The organism is Phyllobacterium sp. MT110 (assembly GCF_058792715.1).
This window is the reverse complement of sequence record NZ_JBXAFE010000001.1, coordinates 1,197,926-1,222,893: the sequence shown is the minus strand read 5'-3', so window position 1 is coordinate 1,222,893 and position 24,968 is coordinate 1,197,926. Positions and strand designations below refer to the sequence as shown.

37 protein-coding genes are annotated in these 24,968 nt (G+C 56.2%); all 37 read left to right on the top strand.

Going from position 1 to position 24,968, the window contains the following annotated elements:
* Window positions 1-4 precede the first annotated feature (4 nt).
* The 37 genes from AC1Q5O_RS06435 to AC1Q5O_RS06255 all read left to right on the top strand — a co-directional run bounded on the left by AC1Q5O_RS06435 (window position 5) and on the right by AC1Q5O_RS06255 (window position 24,967).
* Window positions 5-811, top strand: a complete 807-nt coding sequence (locus AC1Q5O_RS06435) for a nitroreductase family protein (RefSeq protein WP_492562153.1) — start codon at window positions 5-7, stop codon at window positions 809-811.
* On the top strand, window positions 738-1,967 hold the full coding sequence (locus AC1Q5O_RS06430) for a YcaO-like family protein (protein WP_492562152.1): 1,230 nt from the start codon (window positions 738-740) through the stop codon (window positions 1,965-1,967). Before AC1Q5O_RS06435 ends, AC1Q5O_RS06430 begins: the two co-directional genes overlap by 74 nt.
* A gap of 501 nt (window positions 1,968-2,468) precedes the next feature.
* On the top strand, window positions 2,469-2,840 hold the full coding sequence (gene rpsL, locus AC1Q5O_RS06425; RefSeq protein ID WP_008121760.1) for a 30S ribosomal protein S12: 372 nt from the start codon (window positions 2,469-2,471) through the stop codon (window positions 2,838-2,840).
* Between the two features lie 60 nt (window positions 2,841-2,900).
* Entirely contained in the window at window positions 2,901-3,371 is a 471-nt protein-coding gene (gene rpsG, locus AC1Q5O_RS06420) for a 30S ribosomal protein S7 (protein ID WP_105732683.1), read from the top strand.
* 33 nt (window positions 3,372-3,404) lie between these two features.
* A complete protein-coding gene (gene fusA, locus AC1Q5O_RS06415) occupies window positions 3,405-5,492 on the top strand; it encodes an elongation factor G (protein WP_403174869.1) in 2,088 nt (695 codons plus the stop codon).
* Window positions 5,493-5,557: 65 nt separating this feature from the next.
* Window positions 5,558-6,733, top strand: coding sequence for an elongation factor Tu (gene tuf, locus AC1Q5O_RS06410; protein WP_105732669.1), 1,176 nt, complete (start codon window positions 5,558-5,560; stop codon window positions 6,731-6,733).
* A 62-nt stretch (window positions 6,734-6,795) separates the two neighbouring features.
* Window positions 6,796-7,104, top strand: a complete 309-nt coding sequence (gene rpsJ / locus AC1Q5O_RS06405; RefSeq protein WP_008124902.1) for a 30S ribosomal protein S10 — start codon at window positions 6,796-6,798, stop codon at window positions 7,102-7,104.
* A gap of 25 nt (window positions 7,105-7,129) precedes the next feature.
* Window positions 7,130-7,867 (top strand): 50S ribosomal protein L3, encoded by a 738-nt coding sequence (gene rplC, locus AC1Q5O_RS06400; RefSeq protein WP_105732685.1) that lies wholly within the window; start codon window positions 7,130-7,132, stop codon window positions 7,865-7,867.
* Window positions 7,867-8,487: a 50S ribosomal protein L4 gene (gene rplD, locus AC1Q5O_RS06395; RefSeq protein ID WP_223613264.1), complete on the top strand. Its 621-nt coding sequence runs from the start codon at window positions 7,867-7,869 to the stop codon at window positions 8,485-8,487. The genes rplC and rplD overlap by 1 nt, the downstream gene beginning before the upstream one ends.
* Window positions 8,484-8,777 (top strand): 50S ribosomal protein L23, encoded by a 294-nt coding sequence (locus tag AC1Q5O_RS06390; RefSeq protein ID WP_223613265.1) that lies wholly within the window; start codon window positions 8,484-8,486, stop codon window positions 8,775-8,777. The genes rplD and AC1Q5O_RS06390 overlap by 4 nt, the downstream gene beginning before the upstream one ends.
* Before the next feature lie 20 nt (window positions 8,778-8,797).
* Window positions 8,798-9,631 carry a 50S ribosomal protein L2 gene (rplB, locus tag AC1Q5O_RS06385; protein WP_112526650.1) on the top strand — a complete coding sequence of 278 codons (834 nt, stop codon included), beginning with the start codon at window positions 8,798-8,800 and terminating at the stop codon, window positions 9,629-9,631.
* Window positions 9,632-9,646: 15 nt separating this feature from the next.
* Window positions 9,647-9,925, top strand: coding sequence for a 30S ribosomal protein S19 (gene rpsS, locus AC1Q5O_RS06380; RefSeq protein WP_008124912.1), 279 nt, complete (start codon window positions 9,647-9,649; stop codon window positions 9,923-9,925).
* 2 nt (window positions 9,926-9,927) lie between these two features.
* Window positions 9,928-10,317: a 50S ribosomal protein L22 gene (rplV, locus tag AC1Q5O_RS06375; protein WP_008124914.1), complete on the top strand. Its 390-nt coding sequence runs from the start codon at window positions 9,928-9,930 to the stop codon at window positions 10,315-10,317.
* Window positions 10,317-11,024, top strand: a complete 708-nt coding sequence (gene rpsC, locus AC1Q5O_RS06370) for a 30S ribosomal protein S3 (protein WP_105732689.1) — start codon at window positions 10,317-10,319, stop codon at window positions 11,022-11,024. The genes rplV and rpsC overlap by 1 nt, the downstream gene beginning before the upstream one ends.
* Before the next feature lie 41 nt (window positions 11,025-11,065).
* Window positions 11,066-11,479, top strand: coding sequence for a 50S ribosomal protein L16 (gene rplP, locus AC1Q5O_RS06365; RefSeq protein ID WP_091877000.1), 414 nt, complete (start codon window positions 11,066-11,068; stop codon window positions 11,477-11,479).
* Between the two features lie 12 nt (window positions 11,480-11,491).
* Complete coding sequence (rpmC, locus tag AC1Q5O_RS06360) at window positions 11,492-11,692, top strand: 50S ribosomal protein L29 (RefSeq protein ID WP_105732690.1); 201 nt, start codon at window positions 11,492-11,494, stop codon at window positions 11,690-11,692.
* 11 nt (window positions 11,693-11,703) lie between these two features.
* On the top strand, window positions 11,704-11,946 hold the full coding sequence (rpsQ, locus tag AC1Q5O_RS06355) for a 30S ribosomal protein S17 (RefSeq protein WP_099999158.1): 243 nt from the start codon (window positions 11,704-11,706) through the stop codon (window positions 11,944-11,946).
* 85 nt (window positions 11,947-12,031) lie between these two features.
* Window positions 12,032-12,400: a 50S ribosomal protein L14 gene (rplN, locus tag AC1Q5O_RS06350; protein WP_008124924.1), complete on the top strand. Its 369-nt coding sequence runs from the start codon at window positions 12,032-12,034 to the stop codon at window positions 12,398-12,400.
* A gap of 11 nt (window positions 12,401-12,411) precedes the next feature.
* Window positions 12,412-12,726, top strand: coding sequence for a 50S ribosomal protein L24 (rplX, locus tag AC1Q5O_RS06345; protein ID WP_105732691.1), 315 nt, complete (start codon window positions 12,412-12,414; stop codon window positions 12,724-12,726).
* The gene (rplE, locus tag AC1Q5O_RS06340) at window positions 12,719-13,282 is read left to right on the top strand and encodes a 50S ribosomal protein L5 (RefSeq protein ID WP_223613267.1); all 564 of its coding nucleotides are present in this window, start codon (window positions 12,719-12,721) and stop codon (window positions 13,280-13,282) included. The genes rplX and rplE overlap by 8 nt, the downstream gene beginning before the upstream one ends.
* A 25-nt stretch (window positions 13,283-13,307) precedes the next feature.
* Window positions 13,308-13,613 (top strand): 30S ribosomal protein S14, encoded by a 306-nt coding sequence (rpsN, locus tag AC1Q5O_RS06335; RefSeq protein ID WP_223613268.1) that lies wholly within the window; start codon window positions 13,308-13,310, stop codon window positions 13,611-13,613.
* Window positions 13,614-13,625: 12 nt separating this feature from the next.
* The gene (rpsH, locus tag AC1Q5O_RS06330; RefSeq protein ID WP_091876988.1) at window positions 13,626-14,024 is read left to right on the top strand and encodes a 30S ribosomal protein S8; all 399 of its coding nucleotides are present in this window, start codon (window positions 13,626-13,628) and stop codon (window positions 14,022-14,024) included.
* A 25-nt stretch (window positions 14,025-14,049) separates the two neighbouring features.
* Entirely contained in the window at window positions 14,050-14,583 is a 534-nt protein-coding gene (gene rplF, locus AC1Q5O_RS06325; RefSeq protein ID WP_105732694.1) for a 50S ribosomal protein L6, read from the top strand.
* Window positions 14,584-14,595: 12 nt separating this feature from the next.
* Window positions 14,596-14,958: a 50S ribosomal protein L18 gene (gene rplR / locus AC1Q5O_RS06320; RefSeq protein WP_105732695.1), complete on the top strand. Its 363-nt coding sequence runs from the start codon at window positions 14,596-14,598 to the stop codon at window positions 14,956-14,958.
* 101 nt (window positions 14,959-15,059) lie between these two features.
* A complete protein-coding gene (rpsE, locus tag AC1Q5O_RS06315) occupies window positions 15,060-15,623 on the top strand; it encodes a 30S ribosomal protein S5 (RefSeq protein ID WP_105732696.1) in 564 nt (187 codons plus the stop codon).
* A gap of 66 nt (window positions 15,624-15,689) precedes the next feature.
* The gene (rpmD, locus tag AC1Q5O_RS06310; RefSeq protein WP_105732697.1) at window positions 15,690-15,890 is read left to right on the top strand and encodes a 50S ribosomal protein L30; all 201 of its coding nucleotides are present in this window, start codon (window positions 15,690-15,692) and stop codon (window positions 15,888-15,890) included.
* Between the two features lie 20 nt (window positions 15,891-15,910).
* Window positions 15,911-16,387, top strand: coding sequence for a 50S ribosomal protein L15 (gene rplO / locus AC1Q5O_RS06305; RefSeq protein WP_105732698.1), 477 nt, complete (start codon window positions 15,911-15,913; stop codon window positions 16,385-16,387).
* Window positions 16,388-16,605: 218 nt separating this feature from the next.
* A complete protein-coding gene (gene secY, locus AC1Q5O_RS06300; protein WP_492562151.1) occupies window positions 16,606-17,946 on the top strand; it encodes a preprotein translocase subunit SecY in 1,341 nt (446 codons plus the stop codon).
* Entirely contained in the window at window positions 17,943-18,593 is a 651-nt protein-coding gene (locus tag AC1Q5O_RS06295; RefSeq protein ID WP_464660524.1) for an adenylate kinase, read from the top strand. The genes secY and AC1Q5O_RS06295 overlap by 4 nt, the downstream gene beginning before the upstream one ends.
* 211 nt (window positions 18,594-18,804) lie before the next feature.
* Window positions 18,805-19,173: a 30S ribosomal protein S13 gene (gene rpsM, locus AC1Q5O_RS06290; RefSeq protein ID WP_008124949.1), complete on the top strand. Its 369-nt coding sequence runs from the start codon at window positions 18,805-18,807 to the stop codon at window positions 19,171-19,173.
* Between the two features lie 130 nt (window positions 19,174-19,303).
* Window positions 19,304-19,693: a 30S ribosomal protein S11 gene (rpsK, locus tag AC1Q5O_RS06285; protein ID WP_008124952.1), complete on the top strand. Its 390-nt coding sequence runs from the start codon at window positions 19,304-19,306 to the stop codon at window positions 19,691-19,693.
* 109 nt (window positions 19,694-19,802) lie between these two features.
* Entirely contained in the window at window positions 19,803-20,816 is a 1,014-nt protein-coding gene (locus tag AC1Q5O_RS06280) for a DNA-directed RNA polymerase subunit alpha (protein ID WP_112526662.1), read from the top strand.
* A 67-nt stretch (window positions 20,817-20,883) separates the two neighbouring features.
* Window positions 20,884-21,312 (top strand): 50S ribosomal protein L17, encoded by a 429-nt coding sequence (gene rplQ / locus AC1Q5O_RS06275; protein ID WP_223613272.1) that lies wholly within the window; start codon window positions 20,884-20,886, stop codon window positions 21,310-21,312.
* 136 nt (window positions 21,313-21,448) lie between these two features.
* On the top strand, window positions 21,449-21,691 hold the full coding sequence (locus tag AC1Q5O_RS06270; RefSeq protein ID WP_492562150.1) for a type II toxin-antitoxin system Phd/YefM family antitoxin: 243 nt from the start codon (window positions 21,449-21,451) through the stop codon (window positions 21,689-21,691).
* Window positions 21,691-22,113, top strand: coding sequence for a type II toxin-antitoxin system VapC family toxin (locus tag AC1Q5O_RS06265; RefSeq protein ID WP_492562149.1), 423 nt, complete (start codon window positions 21,691-21,693; stop codon window positions 22,111-22,113). The genes AC1Q5O_RS06270 and AC1Q5O_RS06265 overlap by 1 nt, the downstream gene beginning before the upstream one ends.
* A 98-nt stretch (window positions 22,114-22,211) precedes the next feature.
* Window positions 22,212-23,639 carry a DegQ family serine endoprotease gene (locus AC1Q5O_RS06260; protein ID WP_374042635.1) on the top strand — a complete coding sequence of 476 codons (1,428 nt, stop codon included), beginning with the start codon at window positions 22,212-22,214 and terminating at the stop codon, window positions 23,637-23,639.
* 17 nt (window positions 23,640-23,656) lie between these two features.
* Window positions 23,657-24,967 carry a replication-associated recombination protein A gene (locus AC1Q5O_RS06255; protein ID WP_288191595.1) on the top strand — a complete coding sequence of 437 codons (1,311 nt, stop codon included), beginning with the start codon at window positions 23,657-23,659 and terminating at the stop codon, window positions 24,965-24,967.
* Window position 24,968: the final 1 nt, after the last annotated feature.

The following is a 24,968-nucleotide window of genomic DNA, read 5'->3' as shown; positions in this document are numbered from 1 at the left end:
AATCATGAAAACGGACGAAACCGCATCGTTCAATCAAATCGGCTTCGCCAGTCAGTTCGTTGATGCTGATGTGGAATACCAAGTGAGGGAATTCCATCAGGCCTGCATGACTCCCGTCGGGTCTGGATTTGAGAGTCTGTTTGGTTCTTCCGCGGTGACAATCCGCCATTTGAAACGTGCCGAGTTTGCCGAAGCGAGATTTTCGCACCTTACCCAGACCATCGATATCCCGCAGGAAAAGCCCATTTGCGATGTCACACGTTTCGAGTCTCTGCACCATGGCGATGAAGGCCTTGAGATTGCGTTTTCATTGATCGGCCGCATATTCAGTCAGGCACTGGCAGCCGATCAGCGGAAGCGGCGACCCTATCCTTCCGGCGGAGCGCTCTATGCGGTAGAGGCAATCTTGATTACCGGCCCCCGGGTTCAGGAAGGGCAGAGGTTGTCAGCCTTCCATTTTCTTCCCGTGTCAAACGCATTCGAACAACTGACCGCGCATGTTTCAGCGTCTGATTTTTCCAGCCTGAGCGACGTACCAAATCCGTCTTTCTATGTTCTCTACTGCGTCAACCTGAAAAAATCGATCTTCAAATATCGTACGCGCGGTTACAGGCTCTCACTTCTTGAAGTGGGATCGATGTACCAGAACATGCTGTCTTGCGCCCAATCAGCGGGCGTTTCATCGCGCGTCCTGTCAGGCTTCCCCGAGCGCCAGATTGCACACATGTGTCATCTGGATGGCCGATTGCTGCTGCCGACTATTGTTCAGGCATTCGGGTTCGAAAAGAAACAAGATGACAATCCAGCATAGATTTCGACCGGTGATCACAGAGGTACCGCACTTTGCCGTTGAGGCATCGAGCCCGCCACTCATATCGGAACCTTGCGTTTTTGGAGCGCACGATAGTAGCCGTATACAAGGACACGGATTTGGCTACGGACCAGATATACATCTCAAGGCTTTCGGAGAGTATATGGAGCGCTTTGTTGCCTACCGAAGTATCAGGTCAAACGGTTGTGCGACCATCGATGAATTGAACGTCTCGCTGGAAACGAAGAATGCATTGAACGCCGCGATAACCGAGGCGTGTGGCGACGAGCAAACCAGCCAATTCGTTGCCAGGCACAGGTTTGATACTGTTGAGGTTCTTGATCTGAACTCGGACGAGAAAGTGCGGCTACCACGGATATTGTTTTCCCTTCACCCTACGAAGGATCAGCAATTTGTTCCAACCCGCGACACATCCGGATCCGCGCTTCACGTCAACAAGGAGGCAGCGTTCCAAAATGCTGTCCTTGAATTTGTCGAACGGCAAAGTCTGGCCGCGATGTGGGCTTCGAGGCGATGTCAGGCACTGTCCGTGCTGGAGCCCGACAACGTTGCAGATCGGAGGATCAAAACATTGTTGCTGCGGTTGAGCATGCGGGGAATGCTGAGCTGCTACAACATTTCATTTCTCAAGGGCGCGCATGTCTTGTTTGTGGTCTACAAGGCGCGGTCCGAATCCGACTTCGTGCAATTTGCATGCGGCGCTTCAGCAGCCTTTTCTTGGCATGCCGCGCTTGCAAAGGCGCTCACGGAGGTTTGGCAGACGAGTGTCCTACTTCCACAGATGAATTTCTTCGATTCCACGGAGTATGGCGGGGGTGAACTCAAGGAACGTTTTGAGAAAGCCAACCGCAGCGACTATGACCTAGATCTGGAGGTAGCTCCATTGTCTGGTATGAGCGGTGAAGATGGGTCTCTGGTTGAACTGAGGCAATCTCTGCTGGACGTAAGCAAGAGCATATTTGCCTTTTCACAAAGCCAATACATGGGGCTTAACAAACTCACATTCTGTAAATTGTTCTCTCCGGACTTCTTCATCCACATGAATCCGGGGGCAGGCAACAACAACCAGAACCGCTGGCTTCAAACAATTGCCAAGGATAGGCCCTTGCGGCTGACGTCTATGCCTTTCAGCTAGTGCAAGAATGTGCGGAAGGTCATGATTCTAGCAGCTCTGCGACTCGCCGGTGTTGCCTGTTGCCGCGGCATTCAAAATCGCTGTGAAGAAAGAGAAATTTAACTTGAATTAACGGCAGTCCGGCGAAACAATCTTACCATCAGGCCGCAAAGCGCCCCAAAACGCTCCAAACCTTAATAAAATTTGGTGTTCAGGCTTGACGTGGAGCAGGGGACAAAGTATCAGCAGCACATCTGAGCCGATGTGAGATTGGCTGTTTCGGAGCGACACGCTCTGGAGTTCATCTCAAACAGGGTTCGTTTTACGATCGAAATGCAATTTGCCGCTCGCATGAAGCTCTTAAGGCTTCCTCTGCTTTTATTCGGGCAACCACCCTCGCGGTGGTTTAGTTGCCCGAATTCGTGCATGAGCATGGCGCTGAAACGGCCCTGACGGGCGAAGATACGAGATTTGTGCCGAAGCGCGTGCGCTTTGATACGCATTACAAAGAGGGAAGGTTGAATGCCTACCGTAAACCAGTTGATCCGCAAGCCGCGCACTGCGCCGGTAAAGCGCAATAAAGTTCCTGCCTTGCAGGAAAACCCGCAGAAGCGCGGCGTGTGCACCCGCGTCTATACGACGACCCCGAAGAAGCCGAACTCGGCTCTGCGTAAGGTTGCCAAGGTGCGTCTGACGAATGGCTTCGAAGTTATCGGATACATTCCGGGTGAGGGCCACAACCTTCAGGAACACTCTGTCGTGATGATCCGCGGCGGCCGTGTCAAGGATTTGCCGGGCGTTCGTTACCACATCATCCGTGGTGTTCTCGATACGCAGGGCGTCAAGAACCGTAAGCAGCGCCGTTCCAAGTACGGTGCAAAGCGTCCGAAGTAAGATTTTCCGGGACTTTGGCCACCAGGTAGGTCAACCCGATGCAGATAAGAGACAAAAAGTATGTCCAGACGCCATAGTGCAGAAAAGCGTGAGATCAACCCGGATCCAAAGTTCGGCGATCTCGTTCTGACGAAGTTCATGAATGCAGTCATGCATCATGGCAAGAAGTCGATCGCTGAGCGTATCGTTTACGGTGCGCTTGAGTCGGTTGAAGCCAAGAGCAAGCAGGAGCCGGTTGCCCTGTTCCATCAGGCCCTCGACAATGTTGCGCCGCACGTCGAAGTGCGCTCGCGCCGTGTTGGTGGTGCAACATACCAGGTTCCGGTCGATGTTCGTCCAGAGCGTCGTCAGGCTCTTGCCATCCGTTGGCTGATCAATGCTGCTCGCGGTCGCAATGAGACCACGATGATTGATCGCCTGTCCGGCGAACTCCTGGATGCGGCAAACAACCGTGGCTCGGCTGTGAAGAAGCGTGAAGACACGCATCGCATGGCAGAAGCCAACCGCGCATTCTCGCATTACCGCTGGTAATCGTCGAAACCCTATTCTTGAAGGCACCATATCATGGCCCGCGAATATAAAATCGAAGACTACCGTAATTTCGGTATTATGGCGCACATCGACGCCGGCAAGACGACGACGACCGAGCGTATTCTTTATTACACCGGCAAGTCGCACAAAATCGGTGAAGTCCATGATGGCGCTGCAACCATGGATTGGATGGAGCAGGAGCAGGAACGTGGCATCACGATCACGTCCGCTGCAACCACCACCTACTGGACAGGCCGCGATGGCAAGAAGCGTCGCTTCAACATCATCGACACGCCAGGCCACGTCGACTTCACGATTGAAGTCGAACGCTCGCTGCGCGTTCTCGACGGTGCGATTGCACTGCTCGATGCCAATGCCGGCGTAGAGCCGCAGACGGAAACCGTTTGGCGTCAGGCTGAGAAGTATCATGTTCCGCGCATGATCTTCGTCAACAAGATGGACAAGACCGGCGCCGATTTCGATCGCTGCGTTGAAATGGTCAAGACCCGTCTTGGTGCCAAGGCTGTTGTCATGCAGCTGCCGATCGGTGCAGAAACAGAATTCAAGGGCGTTGTCGATCTGATCGAAATGAAGGCTCTGGTCTGGCGCGATGAGCAGCTGGGTGCGCAGTGGGATGTCGTTGAGATCCCTGCTGATCTGCAAGCCAAGGCTGAAGAATACCGCGAAAAGCTGATCGAAGCTGCCGTTGAAGTCGATGAAGCTGCGATGGAAGCGTATCTGGAAGGCAACATGCCTGACAATGATGCTCTGCGCGCTCTGATCCGCACCGGCACCTGCCGTGTTGAGTTCCACCCGGTATTCTGCGGTTCGGCCTTCAAGAACAAGGGCGTACAGCCTCTGCTTGATGGTGTTGTTGAATACCTGCCTTCGCCGGTTGACGTTCCTTCGATCAAGGGTATCGACCCGAAGACCGATGGCGAAACAACCCGCAAGTCTTCGGATGAAGAGCCTCTGTCGATGCTCGCATTCAAGATCATGAACGATCCGTTCGTTGGTTCGCTGACTTTCTGCCGCATCTATTCCGGCAAGCTGACCAAGGGCGTTTCGCTCGACAACACAGTCAAGAACAAGCGCGAACGTATCGGCCGTATGCTGCAGATGCATTCCAACTCGCGTGAAGACATTGAAGAAGCGTTTGCCGGCGACATCGTTGCTCTGGCGGGCCTGAAAGAAACAACGACAGGTGACACGCTCTGCGATCCGCTGAAGCCGGTTATCCTGGAACGCATGGAATTCCCCGATCCGGTTATCGAAATCGCGATCGAACCGAAGACCAAGGCCGACCAGGAAAAGATGGGCATTGCGCTGAACCGTCTTGCTGCTGAAGATCCTTCATTCCGCGTCAAGTCGGATGAAGAGTCGGGTCAGACAATCATCGCCGGCATGGGCGAACTTCATCTCGACATTCTCGTTGACCGTATGCGTCGCGAGTTCAAGGTCGAGGCGAATGTTGGTCAGCCGCAGGTTGCCTACCGCGAATCGATCACACGCAAGAAGGAACAGGACTACACCCACAAGAAGCAGTCGGGTGGTTCGGGTCAGTTCGCTCGCGTCAAGATCATCTTCGAACCCCACGATGGCGACGATTTCATCTTCGAATCGAAGATCGTCGGCGGCTCTGTACCGAAGGAATACATTCCGGGCGTTCAGAAGGGTATTGAAAGCGTCATGGGTGCGGGTCCGCTCGCAGGCTTCCCGATGCTCGGCGTGAAAGCCACGCTGATCGACGGTGCCTACCATGATGTCGACTCGTCGGTTCTGGCATTCGAAATCGCAGGCCGTGCGGCATTCCGCGAAGCTGCCCGCGAAGCCGGTGCCCAGCTGCTCGAGCCGATCATGAAGGTCGAAGTTGTAACGCCTGAAGATTATGTCGGTGACGTAATCGGCGATCTGAATTCACGTCGTGGTCAGATTTCGGGTACCGAAGCCCGTGGCATTGCTACGGTCGTCAATGCAAACGTGCCGCTGGCCAACATGTTTGGTTATGTGAACACGCTGCGTTCGATGAGCCAGGGTCGTGCACAGTACACGATGCAGTTTGATCACTACGAACCTGTTCCGACAGCAGTCGCACAGGAAATTCAGAAGAAGTTTGCGTAACCCTGACGGTTGCGCGTGACAGTTGAGTTAAGCCTGAGCAGGCGAACATATAACGGAGAGCTCAGATGGCTAAGAGCAAGTTTGAACGTAACAAGCCGCACGTCAACATCGGCACGATTGGTCACGTTGACCATGGCAAGACATCGTTGACGGCAGCGATTACGAAGTATTTCGGAGAGTTCAAGGCGTACGACCAGATCGACGCGGCACCGGAAGAAAAGGCGCGCGGCATCACCATTTCGACGGCGCACGTCGAGTACGAGACGGCAGCGCGCCACTACGCGCACGTCGATTGCCCCGGCCACGCCGACTATGTGAAGAACATGATCACCGGTGCGGCGCAGATGGACGGCGCGATCCTGGTTGTATCGGCAGCCGACGGCCCGATGCCGCAGACGCGCGAGCACATCCTGCTGGCCCGTCAGGTTGGCGTTCCGGCGATCGTGGTTTTCCTGAACAAGGTCGACCAGGTTGACGATGCCGAGCTTCTGGAACTGGTTGAACTGGAAGTGCGCGAGCTTCTGTCGAAGTACGACTTCCCGGGCGACGATGTGCCGATCGTCAAGGGTTCGGCGCTGGCCGCACTGGAAGATTCCAACAAGGAAATCGGCGAAGACGCGGTGCGTGCGCTGATGGCGGAAGTCGACAAGTACATCCCGACGCCGGAGCGTCCGGTTGACCAGCCGTTCCTGATGCCGATCGAAGACGTTTTCTCGATCTCGGGTCGTGGTACGGTTGTGACGGGCCGCGTTGAACGCGGGATCGTCAAGGTTGGTGAAGAAGTTGAAATCATCGGCATCAAGCCGACGACGAAGACGACGGTGACCGGCGTTGAAATGTTCCGCAAGCTGCTCGACCAGGGCCAGGCCGGCGACAACATCGGCGCGCTGATCCGCGGCGTTGGCCGTGAAGACGTCGAGCGCGGCCAGATCCTTGCCAAGCCAGGTTCGGTCAAGCCGCACACGAAGTTCAAGGCAGAAGCCTACATCCTGACGAAGGACGAAGGTGGCCGTCATACGCCATTCTTCTCCAACTACCGTCCGCAGTTCTACTTCCGCACGACCGACGTGACGGGCGTGGTGACGCTGCCGGAAGGCACGGAAATGGTCATGCCCGGCGACAACATCTCGGTTGATGTGACGCTGATCGTGCCGATCGCAATGGAAGAGAAGCTGCGCTTCGCTATCCGTGAAGGTGGCCGCACCGTCGGTGCAGGCATCGTCGCTTCGATCATTGAATAATATTAAGGTTTTATGCAGAGGCGCCTGCTATAGGCGTCTCCGCTAAACAAGGAAAAGATGAAATGAACGGTCAAAACATCCGCATTCGCCTCAAGGCGTTTGATCATCGGATCCTTGACGATTCGACGCGGGAAATCGTGTCGACTGCCAAGCGTACCGGTGCCAATGTGCGCGGACCGATCCCGCTTCCTACACGGATCGAGAAGTTCACAGTAAACCGCTCGCCGCACATCGACAAGAAGAGCCGCGAACAGTTCGAGATGCGCACTCATAAGCGTCTTCTCGATATCGTAGACCCAACCCCGCAGACAGTAGACGCGCTGATGAAGCTCGATCTTTCCGCTGGTGTTGATGTCGAGATCAAGCTGTAAGGCTTGAGGACGGAAGGACGAACCGATGCGTTCAGGTGTAATTGCACAGAAGCTGGGCATGACTCGCGTCTACAATGACGCAGGCGAGCATGTACCTGTGACAGTTCTTCGTATGGAGAATTGCCATGTCGTGGCTCAGCGTACAGTCGAGAAGAATGGCTACACAGCTGTTCAGCTCGGTGTTGGACTGGCCAAAGTAAAGAATACAACGCAGGCATTGCGCGGTCATTTCGCGAAGGCCTCCGTTGAGCCAAAGGCGAAAGTGGCTGAGTTCCGCGTTTCTGCCGACAACCTCTTGGATGTCGGTGTTGAGATCACGGCCGAGCATTTCGTTGCTGGTCAGAAGGTTGATGTGACGGGTACGTCGATCGGTAAAGGTTTTGCCGGTTCGATGAAGCGCCACAACTTCGGTGGTCACCGCGCCACACACGGTAACTCGGTAACACACCGCGCTCACGGTTCGACCGGTCAGCGTCAGGACCCGGGTAAAGTGTTCAAGGGCAAGAAGATGGCCGGTCACATGGGTCAGACCCGCGTGACGACCCAGAACATCGAAGTCGTTTCGACGGATCTGGATCGTGGTCTTATTCTCGTTCGTGGTGCTGTTCCTGGCTCCAAGGGTGCATGGATCCTGGTACGCGATGCCGTCAAGGTAGCGCTGCCGGCAACTGCCCCCAAGCCAGCTGGTGTTCGCCAGGCCGCAAACGCCGCAGCAGCTGTGTCTGATGCAGAAGTAGCTCAGACGACTGAGGGAGCCGTATAATGGATCTCACAATTACAACACTTGAAGGCAAAGACGCCGGCAAGGTGAAGCTCTCGGAAGAGATTTTCGGCCTTGAGCCACGCGACGACATCCTTCAGCGCATGGTCCGTTACCAGCTCGCCCGCAAGCAGCAGGGAACACACAAGGCAAAGGGTCGTTCGGAAATCGCACGCACCGGCGCCAAGATGTACAAGCAGAAGGGTACGGGCCGCGCCCGTCACCATTCGGCACGTGCTCCGCAGTTCCGCGGCGGTGGTAAGGCGCATGGTCCGGTTGTTCACAGCCACGAACATGACCTGCCGAAGAAGGTGCGCGCTCTTGCGCTCCGTCATGCCCTGTCTGCCAAGGTAAAGGCTTCCGAGCTCATCATCATTGATGAGCTGGCCGCTACCGATGCCAAGACAAAGGTACTTGTTTCGCAGTTCGCCAAGCTGGGCTTCGAAAATGCGCTTCTCATCGGCGGTGCCGAGATTGATGCGAATTTCCGTCGCGCTGCTTCGAACATCCCGAACATCGATGTTCTGCCAATTCAGGGCATCAATGTTTATGACATCCTGCGTCGCGGCAAGCTCGTGCTTTCCAAGGCTGCAGTGGAAGCTCTCGAGGAGCGTTTCAAATGACCGATCTTCGCCATTACGACGTGATCGTCAGCCCGGTTATCACCGAAAAGTCGACCCTGGTTTCCGAACATAACCAGGTCGTCTTCAACGTGGCCCGCAAGGCAACGAAGCCGGAAATCAAGGCCGCAGTCGAAGCGCTGTTTCGCGTGAAGGTAACTGCAGTCAATACAGCTGTGCGCAAAGGCAAGGTGAAGCGGTTCCGCGGCATCGTCGGGCGCCAGAGTGATGTCAAGAAAGCTATCGTGACGCTTGCCGAAGGGCAGTCGATCGATGTTTCGACTGGTCTCTGAGGGGCCGTGGAGTAAAGACAATGGCACTCAAACATTATAATCCAACCACACCAAGCCAGCGTCAGCTGGTCATCGTGGACCGCTCGGAGCTCTACAAGGGCAAGCCTGTCAAGGCTCTGACCGAAGGTCTTCATTCAAAGGGTGGTCGTAACAACTCCGGTCGCGTCACTGCACGCTACCAGGGTGGTGGTCACAAGCGCACATACCGCTTTGTAGATTTCAAGCGCCGCAAGCATGACGTGGCTGCCAAGGTTGAACGCCTTGAATACGATCCGAACCGGACCGCATTCATTGCTCTCATCCGCTACGAAGACGGTGAGCTGAGCTACATCCTGGCTCCGCAGCGTCTGGCTGTCGGCGACAGCGTTATCGCTGGCGCACAGACGGACGTGAAGCCAGGCAATGCGATGCCATTGTCGTCGATCCCGGTCGGCACCATCATCCACAATGTGGAGATGAAGCCAGGCAAGGGCGGTCAGATCGCCCGTTCCGCCGGTACCTATGCGCAGCTCGTCGGCCGCGACCAGGGCATGGCAATTCTTCGCCTGAATTCGGGTGAACAGCGCCTCGTCCACGGTTCGTGCTTCGCCACGGTCGGTGCAGTATCCAATCCTGACCATGGCAATATCAGCCTTGGTAAGGCCGGCCGCAGCCGTTGGCTTGGCAAGCGCCCGCACGTTCGCGGTGTTGCCATGAACCCGGTTGATCACCCGCACGGTGGTGGTGAAGGTCGTACGTCAGGTGGTCGTCATCCTGTTTCTCCGTGGGGCAAGCCCACGAAGGGCAAGAAGACGCGCTCCAACAAGTCGACGGACAAGTTCATCGCTCGTTCGCGTCATCAGCGCAAGAAGTAAGAGAGGTAGTCTGAAATGGCTCGTTCAGTTTGGAAAGGCCCGTTCATCGATGGCTATCTTCTCAAGAAGGCTGAGAAGGTACGTGAGGGCGGTCGCAGTGAAGTTATCAAGATCTGGAGCCGTCGCTCCACGATCCTGCCACAGTTCGTCGGTCTGACCTTCGGTGTGTACAACGGTAACAAGCATGTGCCGGTTTCGGTCAACGAAGAGATGATCGGACACAAGTTTGGTGAATTCGCTCCGACGCGTACCTATTACGGTCACGGCGCGGACAAGAAAGCGAAGAGGAAATAAAGATGGGCAAGGCTAAGGCTCCGCGCCAGCTTAAGGACAACGAGGCGAAAGCCGTTGCCCGTACGCTCCGTATCAGCCCTCAGAAGCTAAATCTGGTGGCTGCTTTGATCCGTGGCAAGAAGGTTAACGCCGCTCTTGCCGATCTGGAATTTTCGCGCAAGCGGATTGCAGGGACGGTGAAAAAGACTCTCGAATCAGCTATCGCCAACGCAGAGAACAACCATGACCTGGATGTTGATGCTCTGGTTGTTGCTGAAGCCTACGTTGGCAAGTCAATCGTGATGAAGCGTTTCCATGTTCGTGGTCGCGGTCGTGCAAGCCGGATCGAGAAGCCATTCTCGCATCTGACGATCGTTGTCCGCGAAGCTGAGGAAAAAGGGGAGGCCGCATAATGGGCCAGAAGATTAATCCGGTTGGCTTCCGCCTTGGCATCAACCGGACCTGGGACTCGCGTTGGTACGCGAACACAGGTGAATACGGCAAGCTGCTGCATGAAGACCTGAAGATCCGCAAGTATCTGATGGACGAGCTGAAGCAGGCTGCCATTTCCAAGGTGGTGATCGAGCGTCCGCACAAGAAGTGCCGCGTGACGATCCATGCTGCCCGTCCGGGTCTGATCATCGGCAAGAAGGGCGCCGATATCGAGAAGCTGCGCCGCAAGCTGTCAGAAATGACAAACGCGGAAACAGCGCTCAATATTGTTGAAGTCCGCAAGCCGGAAACAGATGCAGTCCTGGTTGCGCAGTCCATCGCTCAGCAGCTGGAACGCCGTGTTGCATTCCGCCGTGCCATGAAGCGTGCCGTTCAGTCGGCCATGCGTCTTGGTGCAGAAGGCATTCGTATCAATTGCTCGGGTCGTCTCGGCGGCGCGGAAATTGCGCGTATGGAATGGTACCGCGAAGGTCGCGTGCCTTTGCATACACTTCGTGCCGATATCGACTACGGAACTGCTGAAGCACACACCGCCTACGGCATCTGCGGCGTCAAGGTCTGGGTATTCAAGGGCGAGATCCTTGAGCATGACCCAATGGCCTCCGAACGTCGCGCTGTTGAAGGTGATGGTCATCAGGGTCAGAACCGTCGCCGCGAAAACGCTTAAAATAGCGTCTTTCCGGAAAGAGAATTTTGGAGTAGAGAACAATGCTGCAGCCTAAGCGCACAAAGTTCCGCAAGCAGTTCAAGGGCCGTATCCACGGCGCGTCGAAAGGCGGCACGGATCTTAATTTTGGTGCTTTCGGCCTGAAGGCCCTCGAGCCGAACCGCGTTACCGCGCGTGAGATCGAAGCCGCTCGCCGTGCAATTACCCGTCACATGAAACGTGCCGGCCGTGTGTGGATCCGGATTTTCCCGGATGTGCCCGTAACATCGAAGCCTACCGAAGTCCGCATGGGTAAAGGTAAGGGTTCCGTGGACTACTGGGCATCTCGTGTAGCACCAGGCCGCGTCATGTTTGAACTCGACGGCGTTCCGGAAGATGTGGCTCGTGAGGCTCTTCGCCTTGGTGCTGCCAAGCTTTCGGTCAAGACGCGCTTTATTCAGCGCATCGCAGAATAAGGGGTGGATGCTATGAAATCCGCAGAAGTCCGGGCCTTGAGCCTCGATCAGTTGAATGAAGAGTTGGCTACGCTGAAGAAAGAGCAGTTCAACCTGCGCTTCCAGAAGGCGACTGGCCAGTTGGAAAAAACCGCACGTGTCCGGCAGATCCGCCGTGATATCGCGCGCATCAAGACAGTCGCCCGCCAGAAAGCGGTCGAGAGCAAGGCTTAAGGAAGAAAACCATGCCTAAACGCATTCTGCAGGGCGTTGTCGTCAGCGACAAAAACGACAAGACCGTCGTGGTCAAGGTCGAGCGGCGCTATTCGCACCCGCTCCTCCAGAAGACTGTGCGCCAGTCCAAGAAGTACAAGGCGCACGACGAGAATAACCAGTTCAAAGTCGGCGATGCCGTTTCCATCCAGGAATCGAAGCCGATTTCGAAAGACAAGCGTTGGGTTGTCGTTACAGACGCCCCAGCAAGTTAATATTAATTATCTGTATGTAAGTACGCAACAATCGCGAGGGGCAAGGAAAGCCCAGTCCGGTTGAACAAGAAGAAGGCGGCTAGTCATGATTCAGATGCAAACAAACCTCGACGTCGCGGATAATTCCGGCGCACGTCGTGTCATGTGCATCAAGGTGCTGGGCGGCTCGAAGCGGAAATATGCTTCGGTCGGCGACATTATTGTCGTTTCGATCAAGGAAGCAATTCCGCGCGGCCGTGTTAAAAAAGGTGACGTGATGAAGGCGGTGGTTGTTCGTACCGCCAAGGATATCCGTCGCGCGGATGGGAGCGTTATTCGTTTCGACAAGAACGCCGCCGTCCTGATCGACAACAAGAAAGAGCCTATCGGCACGCGTATCTTCGGACCGGTTCCGCGCGAACTCCGCGCAAAGAGCCATATGAAGATCATCTCGCTGGCTCCAGAAGTACTCTAAAGGAGCAGACGATGCAGAAGATCCGTAAAGGCGACCGCGTTGTCGTTCTTGCTGGTAAGGACAAGGGCCGTACCGGCGAAGTAATCAAAGTTTTGCCGAAGGACGAGCAGGCGCTCGTTCGCGGCGTTAATGTTGTCAAGCGTCACCAGAAGCAGACACAGACCCAGGAAGCCGGCATCATTTCGAAAGAAGCGCCGCTCCATCTGTCGAACCTCGCGATCGCCGACCCCAAGGATGGCAAGCCGACCCGCGTTGGCTTCAAGGTTCTTGAAGACGGCAAGAAGGTACGTGTAGCAAAGCGCTCAGGAGACCTGATCGATGGCTAATACCAGTGCAAAGATCGAACCACGCTTGAAGAAGCAGTACCTGGAAGTGGTACGTAAAGACCTTCTCGAGCAGTTCAAATATGACAACGAGATGCAGATTCCCCGCATCACCAAAGTTGTTCTCAACATGGGCGTTGGTGAAGCTACGGCTGATTCCAAGAAGCCAACTGTCGCAGCTGAAGATCTGGCATTGATTGCTGGTCAGAAGCCGGTTATTACCCGGGCGCGTAATTCGATCGCTACCTTCAAGGTACGTGAGAATATGCCGATCGGCACGAAGGTTACCCTTCGTAAAGAGCGCATGTATGAATTCCTGGATCGCTTGATCACGATCGCGCTGCCGCGCGTTCGAGATTTCCGTGGTCTGAACCCGAAGAGCTTTGACGGTCGTGGCAACTTCGCCATGGGCATCAAGGAACACATCGTGTTCCCGGAGATCAACTACGATAAGGTTGATCAGATCTGGGGCATGGACATCATCGTTTGCACGACTGCAAAGACGGATGATGAAGCCCGCGCTCTCCTGCGCGCCTTCAACTTCCCCTTCCGGCAGTAACGGCAAGCGTAGCGAGGTATTTGAAATGGCAAAGACTAGCGCAGTCGAAAAGAACAAGCGCCGTGGTTTGCTCGTCAAGCAGTATGCTGCAAAGCGTGCCCGTTTGAAGGCAATCGTGATGAACCAGTCGCTTCCGCTGGATGAGCGCTTCCGCGCGACAATCCAGCTGGCAGAACTGCCACGGAATTCGACCAAGGTTCGCATTCGCAATCGTTGCGAAGTATCCGGTCGTCCACGCGGTTATTACCGCAAACTGAAAATGTCGCGTATCGCATTGCGCCAGCTGGGTTCGCTCGGCCAGGTGCCCGGCGTCGTGAAGTCGAGCTGGTAAGGGAGAAGACGGATGTCTATGACAGATCCTCTCGGCGATATGCTGACACGTATCCGCAACGCCATCATGCGCAAAAAGGGCAAGGTTTCCACACCTGCCTCCAAGCTGCGCGCACGCGTTCTGGATGTTCTGCAGTCTGAAGGTTATATCCGCGGATACAGCCAGGTAGATTTTGAAAACGGCAAGTCCGAGATCGAAATCGAACTGAAGTATTTTGAGAACGTACCTGTAATCCGTGAGATTACCCGTATTTCGAAGCCTGGCCGTCGCGTTTACGTTTCGGTCAAGTCGATTCCGCAGGTTGCTAACGGTCTTGGTATTTCGATCCTGTCGACGCCGAAGGGCGTGATGGCAGACCACGAGGCACGTGAACAGAATGTCGGCGGCGAATTGCTCTGCCGTATATTCTAACCGCTGGCTTGAAAAGGTTTGAAAAATGTCTCGTATCGGTAAAAAACCAGTGGCAGTCCCGCCAGGCGTAACAGCCAGCGTTGACGGCCAGACCATTAAGGCCAAGGGCCCCAAAGGTGAACTGAGCTTTGTCGCCAACGACGAAGTTCTGGTCAAGTTCGAAGATAATGCCGTTCGCGTTGATCCGCGTGACAGCAGCAAGACCGCCCGGTCGAAGTGGGGCATGAGCCGCACGATGATCGTCAACATCTTCACAGGTGTTAAGGACGGTTTTGAAAAGCGCCTTGAGATCAACGGCGTTGGTTATCGTGCGGCCATGCAGGGCAAGAACCTGCAGCTGTCGCTCGGTTTCAGCCACGAAGTGATCTATGACGTACCAGCTGGCATCACAGTTGCTGTACCGAAGCCGACGGAAATCGTCGTCACGGGCATCGACAAGCAGCAGGTCGGCCAGGTCGCCGCTGAGATCCGCGAATATCGTGGTCCAGAACCCTACAAGGGCAAGGGCGTTAAATATGCGGGCGAGAAGATCGTTCGCAAAGAAGGTAAGAAGAAGTAAGGAATTCGTGTCATGGCATCGCCGAAAGAAATTATTCAGCGTCGCGCTGCGCGTGTTCGCCGCCAGCTCAAGGCGGTTGCCGGTGACCGTCCGCGGCTCAGCGTCCACCGTTCTTCAAAGAATATCTATGCGCAGATCATCGATGATGCGCGTGGACATACAATTGCATCCGCATCGACACTTGATCTTGACCTGAAGGGTCAGCTCAAGACCGGTGCAGACCAGGGTGCAGCAGCACTCGTCGGCAAGCTCGTTGCAGAGCGCGCCGTCAAGGCTGGCATCAAGGAAGTTGTCTTCGATCGTGGCGCCTATATTTACCACGGCCGTGTAAAGGCGCTTGCTGAAGCTGCTCGCGAAGCTGGTCTCAGCTTCTAAGGCAAGACATCCGAAATCCGGAACTGCAGGAGCTTGTCTCCTGCAAGCCGGATTTCGTTACTATCATTCGTGCTACCGGAAAAGAAAAAGGAATTAGGAGCATGGCACAGGAAAAACGGAACCGCGAGGATCGCGGCCGCAACGAAGAGCGCGATAGCGAATTCGTTGACAAGCTTGTTCACATCAACCGCGTCGCCAAGGTCGTCAAGGGCGGCCGGCGTTTTGGTTTCGCAGCTCTCGTCGTCGTTGGCGACCAGAAGGGTCGCGTTGGTTTCGGTCATGGCAAGGCGCGCGAAGTGCCGGAAGCCATCCGCAAGGCAACCGAATCCGCCAAGCGCGAAATGATTTTCGTACCGCTGCGTTCGGGCCGTACCCTTCACCACGATGTTGAAGGCCGTCATGGCGCCGGCAAGGTTCTGCTTCGTGCAGCCACAGCTGGTACAGGTATCATCGCCGGCGGTCCAATGCGCGCTGTCTTCGAGACACTGGGCGTACAGGACGTTGTTGCCAAGTCGCTCGGCTCGTCGAACCCATACAACATGGTTCGTGCGACATTCGATGCCTTGAAGCACCAGATGCACCCCAAGGACATCGCTGCCCAGCGCGGTATCAAGTACTCCACACTGCAGGCTCGTCGCCGCGACGTGGTCGGTTCGGAAGAATAGGCCAGAAGCTGGCGCAGCAGGGCAGGGATCTCGGTCCCGCTAGCTGTAGACTAAAGGATATAAGTCATGGTTGAGAAGAAGAAGGGTAAGACGGTTACGGTCGAACAGATCGGCAGCCCTATCCGCCGTCCGGCAGAACAGCGCGCAACGCTGATCGGCCTGGGCCTCAATAAGATGCATCGTCGCCGGGTTCTGGAAGATACGCCTTCCGTCCGTGGCATGATTGCGAAAGTTCAGCATCTCGTCCGCGTTGTGGACGAGGCTTAAGAACTCCGGAGATTGATCAAATGAAACTCAATGATCTGAGTGAAAACCCAGGCGCCACCAAAGCGCGCAAGCGCGTTGGCCGTGGTATCGGTTCCGGCTCCGGCAAGACTGCCGGTCGCGGTGTGAAGGGCCAGAAGTCGCGTTCCGGCGTTGCCATCAACGGCTTCGAAGGCGGCCAGATGCCGGTTTACCGCCGCTTGCCAAAGCGCGGCTTTACCAACATCTTCATGAAGAACTTCAATGAAGTATCCGTTGGCCGTATCCAGACTGCCATCGATGCCAAGAAGCTCGATGCCAAGGTTGCGATCACGATTGAAACCCTGAAGGCTGCCGGTGTTATCCGCCGCGCCAAGGACGGTGTCCGTCTGCTTTCCGGTGGTGACATCACAACTGCGGTAACGATCGAAGTTGCCGGTGCCTCCAAGGCCGCGATCGAAAAGATCGAAAAGGCTGGCGGTTCGGTCAAGCTTCCTGCTGTTGCAGCGGCTGCAGAATAATTCTATTGAATGAGCGGCGGCCCTCCGGGTCGCCGCTTGTATCTTGTCTTCCCCGATCATATTTACCAAAACAATCCCGCATCATTCTTTTGGTAAATATGATGGGTAAATCTTAGTGTTGATGCATTCCCTGCACGTTTTGGGAAAGCACGGCGCAGTAACGGCACATATCTGGGTAGGACCGTCAGTGCCTGACGGGCGCAGACCGGAGACTACTTATGGCATCAGCCGCTGAACAGCTCGCCTCCAATCTTAATTTCTCTGCTTTTTCCAAAGCTGAAGAGCTTAAAAAGCGCATCTGGTTTACACTTGGGGCATTGCTGGTTTACCGGCTTGGCACCTACATCCCGCTTCCGGGTATCAATCTCGGCGCCTATGCCCAGGCCTTCAACCATCAGGCGCAGGGCATCCTCGGCATGTTCAACATGTTCGCCGGCGGTGCCGTGGCCCGCATGGCGATTTTTGCCCTGGGCATCATGCCCTACATCTCCGCATCGATCATAGTTCAGCTGATGACCTCGGTCATCCCGGCTCTGGAACAGCTGAAGAAGGACGGAGAGCAGGGCCGCAAGGTCATCAATCAGTATACGCGCTATGGCACGGTGCTTCTGGCAACGGTGCAGGCCTATGCGATTGCCGTCGGCCTGCAGGGAAGTCAGGGTATCGTCACCAGTCCCGGACCGTTCTTCCTGTTTTCCACCGTTATCACGCTCGTCGGCGGAACCATGTTCCTGATGTGGCTGGGTGAACAGATCACGGCACGCGGTATCGGCAACGGTATTTCGCTGATCATCTTCTCCGGTATTGTCGCCAACCTGCCGCAGGCGATTTCCGGCACGCTGGAACTCGGCCGTACCGGCGCCCTGTCGACTCCGGTCATTCTGGCGATCATCATCCTGACCATCGCCGTCATCGGTATCATTGTCTTTGTCGAACGCGCGCAGCGCCGCCTGCTGATCCAGTATCCGAAGCGCCAGGTCGGCAACCGCATGTTCCAGGGTGATACGTCGCACCTGCCGCTGAAGCTGAATACAGCGGGTGTCATTCCTCCGATCTTCGCGTCCTCGCTGCTGCTGTTGCCTGCGACCATTGCCGGCTTCGCCAAGAGTGAAGGTCTTCCCGGCTGGGCGACGACGATCCTTTCCTCGCTCGGCCATGGCCAGCCGCTCTATATGGCGTCCTATGCCGCGATGATCGTGTTCTTTGCCTTCTTCTACACGGCGCTCGTCTTCAATCCGAAGGACACGGCCGATCAGCTGAAGAAGCATTCCGGCTTTATTCCCGGCATTCGCCCCGGCGAACGCACAGCCGAATATATCGACTACGTTCTGACCCGCATTACAGTTCTTGGCGCAGCCTATCTCGTGTTGATCTGCATGCTGCCGGAGTTCCTGATTTCCTGGGCTGGCGTTCCTTTCTATCTCGGCGGTACATCGCTGCTGATTGTCGTGAGCGTTACGCTCGATACGGTTGCACAGATCCAGGGTCACCTGATCGCGCATCAATATGAGGGGCTTATCAAGAAGTCTAAGCTCCGTGGAGGGAAGCGGAACAGATGAGATTAATACTTCTCGGACCACCGGGGGCAGGTAAGGGAACTCAGTCTCAGCGCTTGGTAGAAAAACTAGGGATACCGCAGCTCTCCACCGGGGACATGTTGCGGGATGCAGTCAAAGCCGGAACCGATGTCGGTTTGCGCGCCAAGGCTGTGATGGATGCCGGCAAGCTGGTATCCGACGAAATCGTCAATGCGATCGTTTCCGAGCGCATTGATCAGCCCGATGCAGCCAATGGCTTCATTCTCGATGGTTATCCGCGGACACTCGTCCAGGCGGATGCGGTCGAGGAGATGTTGTCGGACAAGGGATTTGAGCTGGATTGCGTCATCGAGCTCGAGGTCGACGACAATGTGCTCGTCGAGCGGATCTCGGGTCGATACACGTGTGCCAAGTGCGGCACCGGTTATCACGACACCAACAAGCAGCCCAAGGTACCGGGCGTGTGCGACAAATGCGGTTCGACGGAATTCAAGCGGCGTCCCGATGACAATGCTGAAACGGTCCGCACGCGGCTCGAGGCTTACTACAAGCAGACTTCGCCCCTGATCGGCTATTACTACGCCAAGGGCAAGTTGAAGAAGGTCGATGGCATGGCGGACTTCGAAGAAGTCACCAAATCGATCGAAAAGATTTTGGCGGAACTTTAGATTCCGACAAAAATGTACGGGAGGAGTTGACTTTTCGAAGCGATTCCTTCAAAGACGGCGGAAATTCGCTTGGATATGAAGCGATCGGCGCCGATCCGGTAAAGCAGGTTCGGGGCTGATCGTTTGTGTTTGTCCCGGATATCATTTTCATCCCGTCATCTGGCCGGTCGCGTTGACTGCCCAGCTCTGCCGGTTAACAAGGAGAACAGACGTGGCTCGTATTGCTGGCGTCAACATCCCGACGAACAAGCGCGTTGTTATCGCGCTTCAGTACATTCACGGGATTGGTCAAAAGTTTGCACAGGAAATCGTCGAGAAAGTCGGCATTCCTGCGGAGCGTCGTGTCAATCAGTTGACCGATGCCGAAGTCTTGCAGATTCGTGAAACGATCGACCGCGATTACCACGTTGAGGGTGATCTGCGTCGTGAAGTTTCGATGAACATCAAGCGTCTGATGGATCTGGGCTGCTACCGCGGTCTGCGTCATCGCCGCTCCCTGCCGGTTCGCGGTCAGCGTACGCATACCAATGCGCGTACCCGCAAGGGTCCTGCCAAGGCAATCGCCGGCAAGAAGAAGTAAGATCACGCCGGCGCGGTTCGCTGCGCCGGTTCTGCTGTTGCAGAGACAAGTGCTGGTTTCGCACTTTAACTGAAACCATGGTGGAGCCTCTGGAAATACGGAGGCGTCGAGATCAACTGAAAGGACTATTATGGCCAAGGAAGCCACACGCGTTCGCCGCCGCGAGCGTAAAAATATCTCGTCGGGCGTTGCCCACGTTAATTCGACATTCAACAACACGATGATCACCATCACGGATGCGCAGGGCAATGCGATTGCCTGGTCCTCCGCCGGTGCGCAGGGCTTCAAGGGTTCGCGTAAATCCACGCCTTTCGCTGCACAGATGGCTGCTGAAGATTGTGCCAAGAAGGCACAGGAACATGGCATGCGTTCGCTCGAAGTTGAAGTTTGCGGACCGGGCTCCGGCCGTGAATCGGCTCTGCGCGCGCTCCAGGCTGCTGGTTTCACGATCACGTCGATCCGCGATGTGACACCGATCCCGCACAATGGCTGCCGCCCGCGCAAGCGTCGCCGCGTCTAATCTGTTTCGACAAGATTTGGCCGCATGAGCTGACATTCAGCTCCTCTGCGGTTTCCACGCTTCATTGCCACGATTGGATGGTGGCAAGGCAAGGATAGGGAAAAACTAGATGATCCAGAAAAACTGGCAAGAACTGATCAAGCCGAACAAGGTCGAGTTTCAGACCTCCGGCTCGAAGACAAAGGCAACGGTCGTCGCCGAGCCGCTTGAACGCGGCTTCGGCTTGACGCTCGGCAATGCTCTGCGCCGTGTGCTTCTGTCTTCGCTGCGCGGCGCTGCCGTGACTGCCGTACAGATCGATGGCGTTCTGCATGAATTCTCGTCGATCCCCGGCGTTCGTGAAGATGTGACGGATATCGTCCTGAACATCAAGGAAATCGCGATCCACATGGAAAGCGACGGTCCCAAGCGCATGGTCGTCCGCAAGGAAGGCCCAGGCGTTGTGACGGCTGGCGACATTCAGACGGTTGGCGATATCGAAATCCTCAATCCGGAACACGTTATCTGCACGCTGGACGAAGGCGCTGAAATCCGCATGGAATTCACCGTCAACACCGGCAAGGGCTACGTTCCGGCTGACCGCAACCGTGCAGAAGATGCGCCAATCGGCCTGATCCCGGTTGACAGCCTCTACTCACCGGTTCGCAAAGTATCGTACAAGATCGAAAACACCCGCGAGGGACAGGTTCTCGATTATGACAAGCTGATCCTTTCCATCGAGACCGATGGTTCGATCTCCGGCGAAGATGCCGTTGCCTATGCAGCACGCATCCTGCAGGACCAGCTGGCGATCTTCGTCAACTTTGACGAGCCGCAGAAGGAAGTACAGCAGGAACAGGTCACTGAACTTGCGTTCAATCCGGCTCTGCTCAAGAAGGTCGACGAACTCGAACTTTCCGTACGCTCGGCAAACTGCCTGAAGAATGATAACATCGTCTATATCGGCGATCTTATTCAGAAGACAGAAGCAGAAATGCTGCGCACACCGAACTTTGGTCGCAAGTCGCTGAACGAAATCAAGGAAGTTCTGGCTTCCATGGGTCTCCATCTCGGTATGGAAGTCCCATCCTGGCCGCCAGAAAACATTGAAGACCTCGCGAAGCGTTACGAAGACCAGTATTAATCCGGGCTCTGCCCGACAACCAAGCCCGGGCAATGAGCCCGAACTGAGAAATTGAAGGAGAAGGCTCATGCGCCACGGTAATTCAGGCCGCAAGCTTAACCGGACTGCCAGCCATCGTAAGGCGATGTTTGCCAATATGGCTGCATCATTGATTGAGCATGAGCAGATCGTTACAACGCTGCCCAAGGCCAAGGAAATTCGTCCCATCGTTGAAAAGCTTGTCACGCTCGGCAAGCGCGGTGATCTGCACGCCCGTCGTCAGGCCATTTCGGCGATCCGCGATGCCAAGCTCGTAGCAAAGCTGTTTGACACGCTTGCTCCGCGCTACGGTCAGCGCAACGGCGGTTACATCCGCATCATGAAGGCAGGCTTCCGCACCGGTGACAATGCACCGCTCGCCGTTGTCGAATTCGTTGACCGCGATGTCAGCGCCAAGGGTTCCAAGGATTTGGCCCGCGTTGCTGCCGAACAGGCAAACGAAGCCGAAGCCGCATAATCCAGCGCTTCCGCATCGATGATTTTGGGACAGGGGCCTTTGCGGGCCCCTTTTCTGTTTTTGCTCGACTTTCGCATCGTTGAAATCGGACTGTATTGACGCTATATATGACTAGTTAAATGGTCAGGAGAGCCCGATGGGCACAGTCAATCTTGTTGAAGCGAAAGCGCATCTCAGCGAATTGATCGATCAGGTCGTAGCGGGAGAGACCGTGCAGATTTTGCGCCGGGGCAAACTGGTAGCCCAACTGGTGCCAGCCGGCGCGCCGCGCAAGCCGATCGATATAGCGGCATTGCGACAGCTCACGGAAAATATGCCGGAACAGCCGGTCTCGGGGGGTGACTTTGTCCGCGAGATGCGTGATCAAGACCGCTATTGATGCTTTACCTCGACACATCCGTTCTCGTCGCTGCGCTGACATCAGAAAGCCAGACAGCACGCGTGCTTGACTGGCTTGCAAGCCAGCACAACGAAAAAATGGCCGTGAGCGATTGGACAATCACCGAGTTCTCGTCAGCCTTGTCGCTCAAGGTACGCACCCAGCAACTGCAGGTGCAGCATCGCAACAGTTCTCTTGCCGCCTTTCATCGTCTCGTGAGCGAATCCTTTGAAACACTGCCAATCACGGCATTGATGTTTCGGTCTGCTGCTCAGATCGCAGATCGCCATGTGTCAGGGGTAAGAGCGGGTGGTGCGCTCCATCTGGCGGTTGCTATTCATCACGGCGCCACCATCTATACCCTGGACCGCAAATTTGCTGAAGCGGGCGAGAATATGGGCGCAATGACGAAGCTGCTTTGAATGTCTCAAATTTGCTTTGTTTCATGGCTGGTATCCGCGTTGAAATTCAGCACATTGGGTTAACACGTTTCACTGATTCATCAGTTCGGGAGATCGACATGAGTTGTTCCAAAATCGCGCAATCGGCCCGGGCGCTGCTCGTCACCTCCGCACTCGTTTCGGCCATGATCGTCCCGGTGCATGCGCAGACGGCGGCCGATACGGCAAAGCAGGTTCCGGCATCACGTGTCGATACACAATTGTCGTTTGCGCCGCTCGTCAAGCAGACTGCCGGGGCGGTCGTCAACGTCTATGCGGCGCGGGAAGTGCAGCAGCGTTCGCCTTTTGCCGGTGATCCGTTTTTCGAGCAGTTCTTTGGCGGCCAGTTCAATGGCCCGCCGCGCATCCAGTCATCGCTCGGTTCCGGCGTTATCGTCGACGCCTCGGGCATCGTGGTCACCAACAACCACGTCATCCGCGATGCGGAAACGGTCAAGATTGCCCTCTCGGATGGCCGCGAGTTTGAATCGCGCATTCTCCTGAAGGATGAATCAACGGATCTCGCCATCCTCAAGATCGAGGCCGGGGAGCAATTGCCGATCCTGCAGCTGGCGGATTCGGACAAGGTTGAAGTGGGTGATCTGGTTCTTGCCATCGGCAATCCCTTTGGCGTGGGCCAGACCGTCACCAGCGGCATCGTCTCGGCGCAGGCACGTACCCGGGTGGGGATTTCGGATTTCGATTTCTTCATCCAGACGGATGCGGCGATCAATCCCGGCAATTCCGGCGGTGCGCTCATCGGCATGGATGGCAAGCTTGTCGGCATCAACACGGCGATCTTTTCCCGCTCCGGCGGTTCGGTGGGGATCGGCTTCGCCATCCCGTCGAATATGGTGCGGGCAGTGGTTGAAACGGCAAAGCAAGGCGGCGACAAGTTCGAGCGCCCCTATATCGGCGCAACCTTCCAGAACGTGACGTCCGATGTGGCCGAAGGCCTGGGCATGAAGCAGCCCTATGGCGCGCTCGTCACGAATGTTGCCAAGGATGGACCGGCTGAGAAAGGCGGACTGCAGGTTGGTGACGTGATTCTGGCGGTTGATGATTTCCGCATCGAGAATTTCGACGGCCTGGGTTACCGCCTGTCGACTGCCGGGATCGGCAAGACCGTCAAGCTCAATGTCTTGAGCCGGTCGAAGGAGAAGGTGATTTCCCTCGTTCTGGAAAAGCCGCGGCCGGACGATCCCGCCAACAAGACGGTGATCCAGGGCAAGAATCCGCTTTCCGGCGCGCAGGTCATCACACTCACGCCCAGCAGCGCGACAAGACTGCACCTGTCGGCGGAAACGACCGGCGTTGCGGTGGAAAAGATTTTTGCCAATACACCGGCAGCACGGATCGGCTTGCAGCCCGGCGATATCGTGCGCAAGGTCAATGGTCGTGATATTGCGACCGCTGCCGATCTGGCGACTGTGATGGCAACCAAGCCGGTCCTGTGGCGCTTTGAATTCGAGCGGGATGGTGCAATCATCCGGCAGATCATTCGATAGATGAGGCAGATGGGACAATGACGGATCTGTTTGCAGCAAAGGAGGATCCGGCTTCGGACCGGAGCAGGCCGCTTGCTGACCGTTTGCGTCCGCGCTCGCTTGGCGAAGTCACCGGCCAGGAGCACCTGACCGGACCGGAAGGCGCGCTGACGCGCATGATCGAATCCGGTTCGCTGGGTTCGATGATTTTCTGGGGACCGCCCGGAACGGGTAAAACCACCGTGGCGCGGCTGCTTGCGGGTGAGACCAATCTTGCCTTCGAACAGATATCGGCCATTTTTTCCGGTGTTGCCGACCTGAAGAAGGTTTTTGACATGGCCCGCGCCCGCAAAATGTCGGGCCGCCAGACCCTGTTGTTCGTCGACGAGATTCACCGCTTCAACCGTGCCCAGCAGGATTCGTTTCTGCCTGTCATGGAAGACGGGACGATTGTGCTCGTCGGTGCGACCACGGAAAACCCGTCCTTCGAACTCAACGCCGCTCTCTTGTCACGTGCGCGCGTCCTTGTGTTTCATCCGCACGACGAAGCCAGCCTGATGGCGCTGATGCAGCGCGCCGAGGAACATGAAGGCAAGCCGCTGCCACTGGACGAGGAAGCGCGGGCGAGCCTGGTGCGCATGGCGGACGGCGATGGCCGGGCGATCCTGACACTGGCCGAGGAAGTCTGGCGCGCGGCCCGCACGGGCGAAATCTTCAATGTCGAGCGCGTCCAGCAGATCGTGCAGCGCCGCGCCCCTGTCTATGACAAGGGGCAGGACGGGCACTACAATCTGATCTCGGCCCTGCACAAATCCGTGCGCGGGTCCGATCCCGATGCGGCGCTGTATTATCTCTGCCGCATGTTCGATGCGGGGGAAGACCCGCTGTTTATCGGCAGGCGTCTGGTGCGGATGGCAAGTGAGGATATCGGGCTCGCCGATCCGCAGGCTCTGGTCATCTGCAATGCGGCCAAGGATGCCTATGACTATCTCGGTTCACCCGAGGGCGAACTCGCCCTGGCGCAGGCCTGCGTCTATCTGGCGACAGCTCCCAAATCGAACGCGGTCTATACGGCGTTTGCTGCGGCCATGCGCACGGCCAAGGAAAACGGCTCGCTTGTGCCGCCCAAGCATATTCTGAATGCGCCGACCAAGCTGATGAAGGGTGAGGGCTACGGCAAGGGGTATGCCTACGACCACGACCAGCCGGATGCATTTTCCGGGCAGAACTATTTTCCCGACGCGCTTGGCCGCCAGACCTTTTACAATCCGCCCGAGCGCGGCTTCGAACGCGAAATCCGCAAACGGATCGAATACTGGAACCGGCTGAGGGTCGAGCGCGGCGAATAGC

Bases quoted from the DNA above. Each gene is read 5' to 3' on its own strand.
- AC1Q5O_RS06435 (WP_492562153.1), top strand. From the start codon at position 5: ATGAAAACGGACGAAACCGCATCGTTCAATCAAATCGGCTTCGCCAGT.
- AC1Q5O_RS06430 (WP_492562152.1), top strand. From the start codon at position 738: ATGGCCGATTGCTGCTGCCGACTATTGTTCAGGCATTCGGGTTCGAAA.
- rpsL (WP_008121760.1), top strand. From the start codon at position 2,469: ATGCCTACCGTAAACCAGTTGATCCGCAAGCCGCGCACTGCGCCGGTA.
- rpsG (WP_105732683.1), top strand. From the start codon at position 2,901: ATGTCCAGACGCCATAGTGCAGAAAAGCGTGAGATCAACCCGGATCCA.
- fusA (WP_403174869.1), top strand. From the start codon at position 3,405: ATGGCCCGCGAATATAAAATCGAAGACTACCGTAATTTCGGTATTATG.
- tuf (WP_105732669.1), top strand. From the start codon at position 5,558: ATGGCTAAGAGCAAGTTTGAACGTAACAAGCCGCACGTCAACATCGGC.
- rpsJ (WP_008124902.1), top strand. From the start codon at position 6,796: ATGAACGGTCAAAACATCCGCATTCGCCTCAAGGCGTTTGATCATCGG.
- rplC (WP_105732685.1), top strand. From the start codon at position 7,130: ATGCGTTCAGGTGTAATTGCACAGAAGCTGGGCATGACTCGCGTCTAC.
- rplD (WP_223613264.1), top strand. From the start codon at position 7,867: ATGGATCTCACAATTACAACACTTGAAGGCAAAGACGCCGGCAAGGTG.
- AC1Q5O_RS06390 (WP_223613265.1), top strand. From the start codon at position 8,484: ATGACCGATCTTCGCCATTACGACGTGATCGTCAGCCCGGTTATCACC.
- rplB (WP_112526650.1), top strand. From the start codon at position 8,798: ATGGCACTCAAACATTATAATCCAACCACACCAAGCCAGCGTCAGCTG.
- rpsS (WP_008124912.1), top strand. From the start codon at position 9,647: ATGGCTCGTTCAGTTTGGAAAGGCCCGTTCATCGATGGCTATCTTCTC.
- rplV (WP_008124914.1), top strand. From the start codon at position 9,928: ATGGGCAAGGCTAAGGCTCCGCGCCAGCTTAAGGACAACGAGGCGAAA.
- rpsC (WP_105732689.1), top strand. From the start codon at position 10,317: ATGGGCCAGAAGATTAATCCGGTTGGCTTCCGCCTTGGCATCAACCGG.
- rplP (WP_091877000.1), top strand. From the start codon at position 11,066: ATGCTGCAGCCTAAGCGCACAAAGTTCCGCAAGCAGTTCAAGGGCCGT.
- rpmC (WP_105732690.1), top strand. From the start codon at position 11,492: ATGAAATCCGCAGAAGTCCGGGCCTTGAGCCTCGATCAGTTGAATGAA.
- rpsQ (WP_099999158.1), top strand. From the start codon at position 11,704: ATGCCTAAACGCATTCTGCAGGGCGTTGTCGTCAGCGACAAAAACGAC.
- rplN (WP_008124924.1), top strand. From the start codon at position 12,032: ATGATTCAGATGCAAACAAACCTCGACGTCGCGGATAATTCCGGCGCA.
- rplX (WP_105732691.1), top strand. From the start codon at position 12,412: ATGCAGAAGATCCGTAAAGGCGACCGCGTTGTCGTTCTTGCTGGTAAG.
- rplE (WP_223613267.1), top strand. From the start codon at position 12,719: ATGGCTAATACCAGTGCAAAGATCGAACCACGCTTGAAGAAGCAGTAC.
- rpsN (WP_223613268.1), top strand. From the start codon at position 13,308: ATGGCAAAGACTAGCGCAGTCGAAAAGAACAAGCGCCGTGGTTTGCTC.
- rpsH (WP_091876988.1), top strand. From the start codon at position 13,626: ATGTCTATGACAGATCCTCTCGGCGATATGCTGACACGTATCCGCAAC.
- rplF (WP_105732694.1), top strand. From the start codon at position 14,050: ATGTCTCGTATCGGTAAAAAACCAGTGGCAGTCCCGCCAGGCGTAACA.
- rplR (WP_105732695.1), top strand. From the start codon at position 14,596: ATGGCATCGCCGAAAGAAATTATTCAGCGTCGCGCTGCGCGTGTTCGC.
- rpsE (WP_105732696.1), top strand. From the start codon at position 15,060: ATGGCACAGGAAAAACGGAACCGCGAGGATCGCGGCCGCAACGAAGAG.
- rpmD (WP_105732697.1), top strand. From the start codon at position 15,690: ATGGTTGAGAAGAAGAAGGGTAAGACGGTTACGGTCGAACAGATCGGC.
- rplO (WP_105732698.1), top strand. From the start codon at position 15,911: ATGAAACTCAATGATCTGAGTGAAAACCCAGGCGCCACCAAAGCGCGC.
- secY (WP_492562151.1), top strand. From the start codon at position 16,606: ATGGCATCAGCCGCTGAACAGCTCGCCTCCAATCTTAATTTCTCTGCT.
- AC1Q5O_RS06295 (WP_464660524.1), top strand. From the start codon at position 17,943: ATGAGATTAATACTTCTCGGACCACCGGGGGCAGGTAAGGGAACTCAG.
- rpsK (WP_008124952.1), top strand. From the start codon at position 19,304: ATGGCCAAGGAAGCCACACGCGTTCGCCGCCGCGAGCGTAAAAATATC.
- AC1Q5O_RS06280 (WP_112526662.1), top strand. From the start codon at position 19,803: ATGATCCAGAAAAACTGGCAAGAACTGATCAAGCCGAACAAGGTCGAG.
- rplQ (WP_223613272.1), top strand. From the start codon at position 20,884: ATGCGCCACGGTAATTCAGGCCGCAAGCTTAACCGGACTGCCAGCCAT.
- AC1Q5O_RS06270 (WP_492562150.1), top strand. From the start codon at position 21,449: ATGGGCACAGTCAATCTTGTTGAAGCGAAAGCGCATCTCAGCGAATTG.
- AC1Q5O_RS06265 (WP_492562149.1), top strand. From the start codon at position 21,691: ATGCTTTACCTCGACACATCCGTTCTCGTCGCTGCGCTGACATCAGAA.
- AC1Q5O_RS06260 (WP_374042635.1), top strand. From the start codon at position 22,212: ATGAGTTGTTCCAAAATCGCGCAATCGGCCCGGGCGCTGCTCGTCACC.
- AC1Q5O_RS06255 (WP_288191595.1), top strand. From the start codon at position 23,657: ATGACGGATCTGTTTGCAGCAAAGGAGGATCCGGCTTCGGACCGGAGC.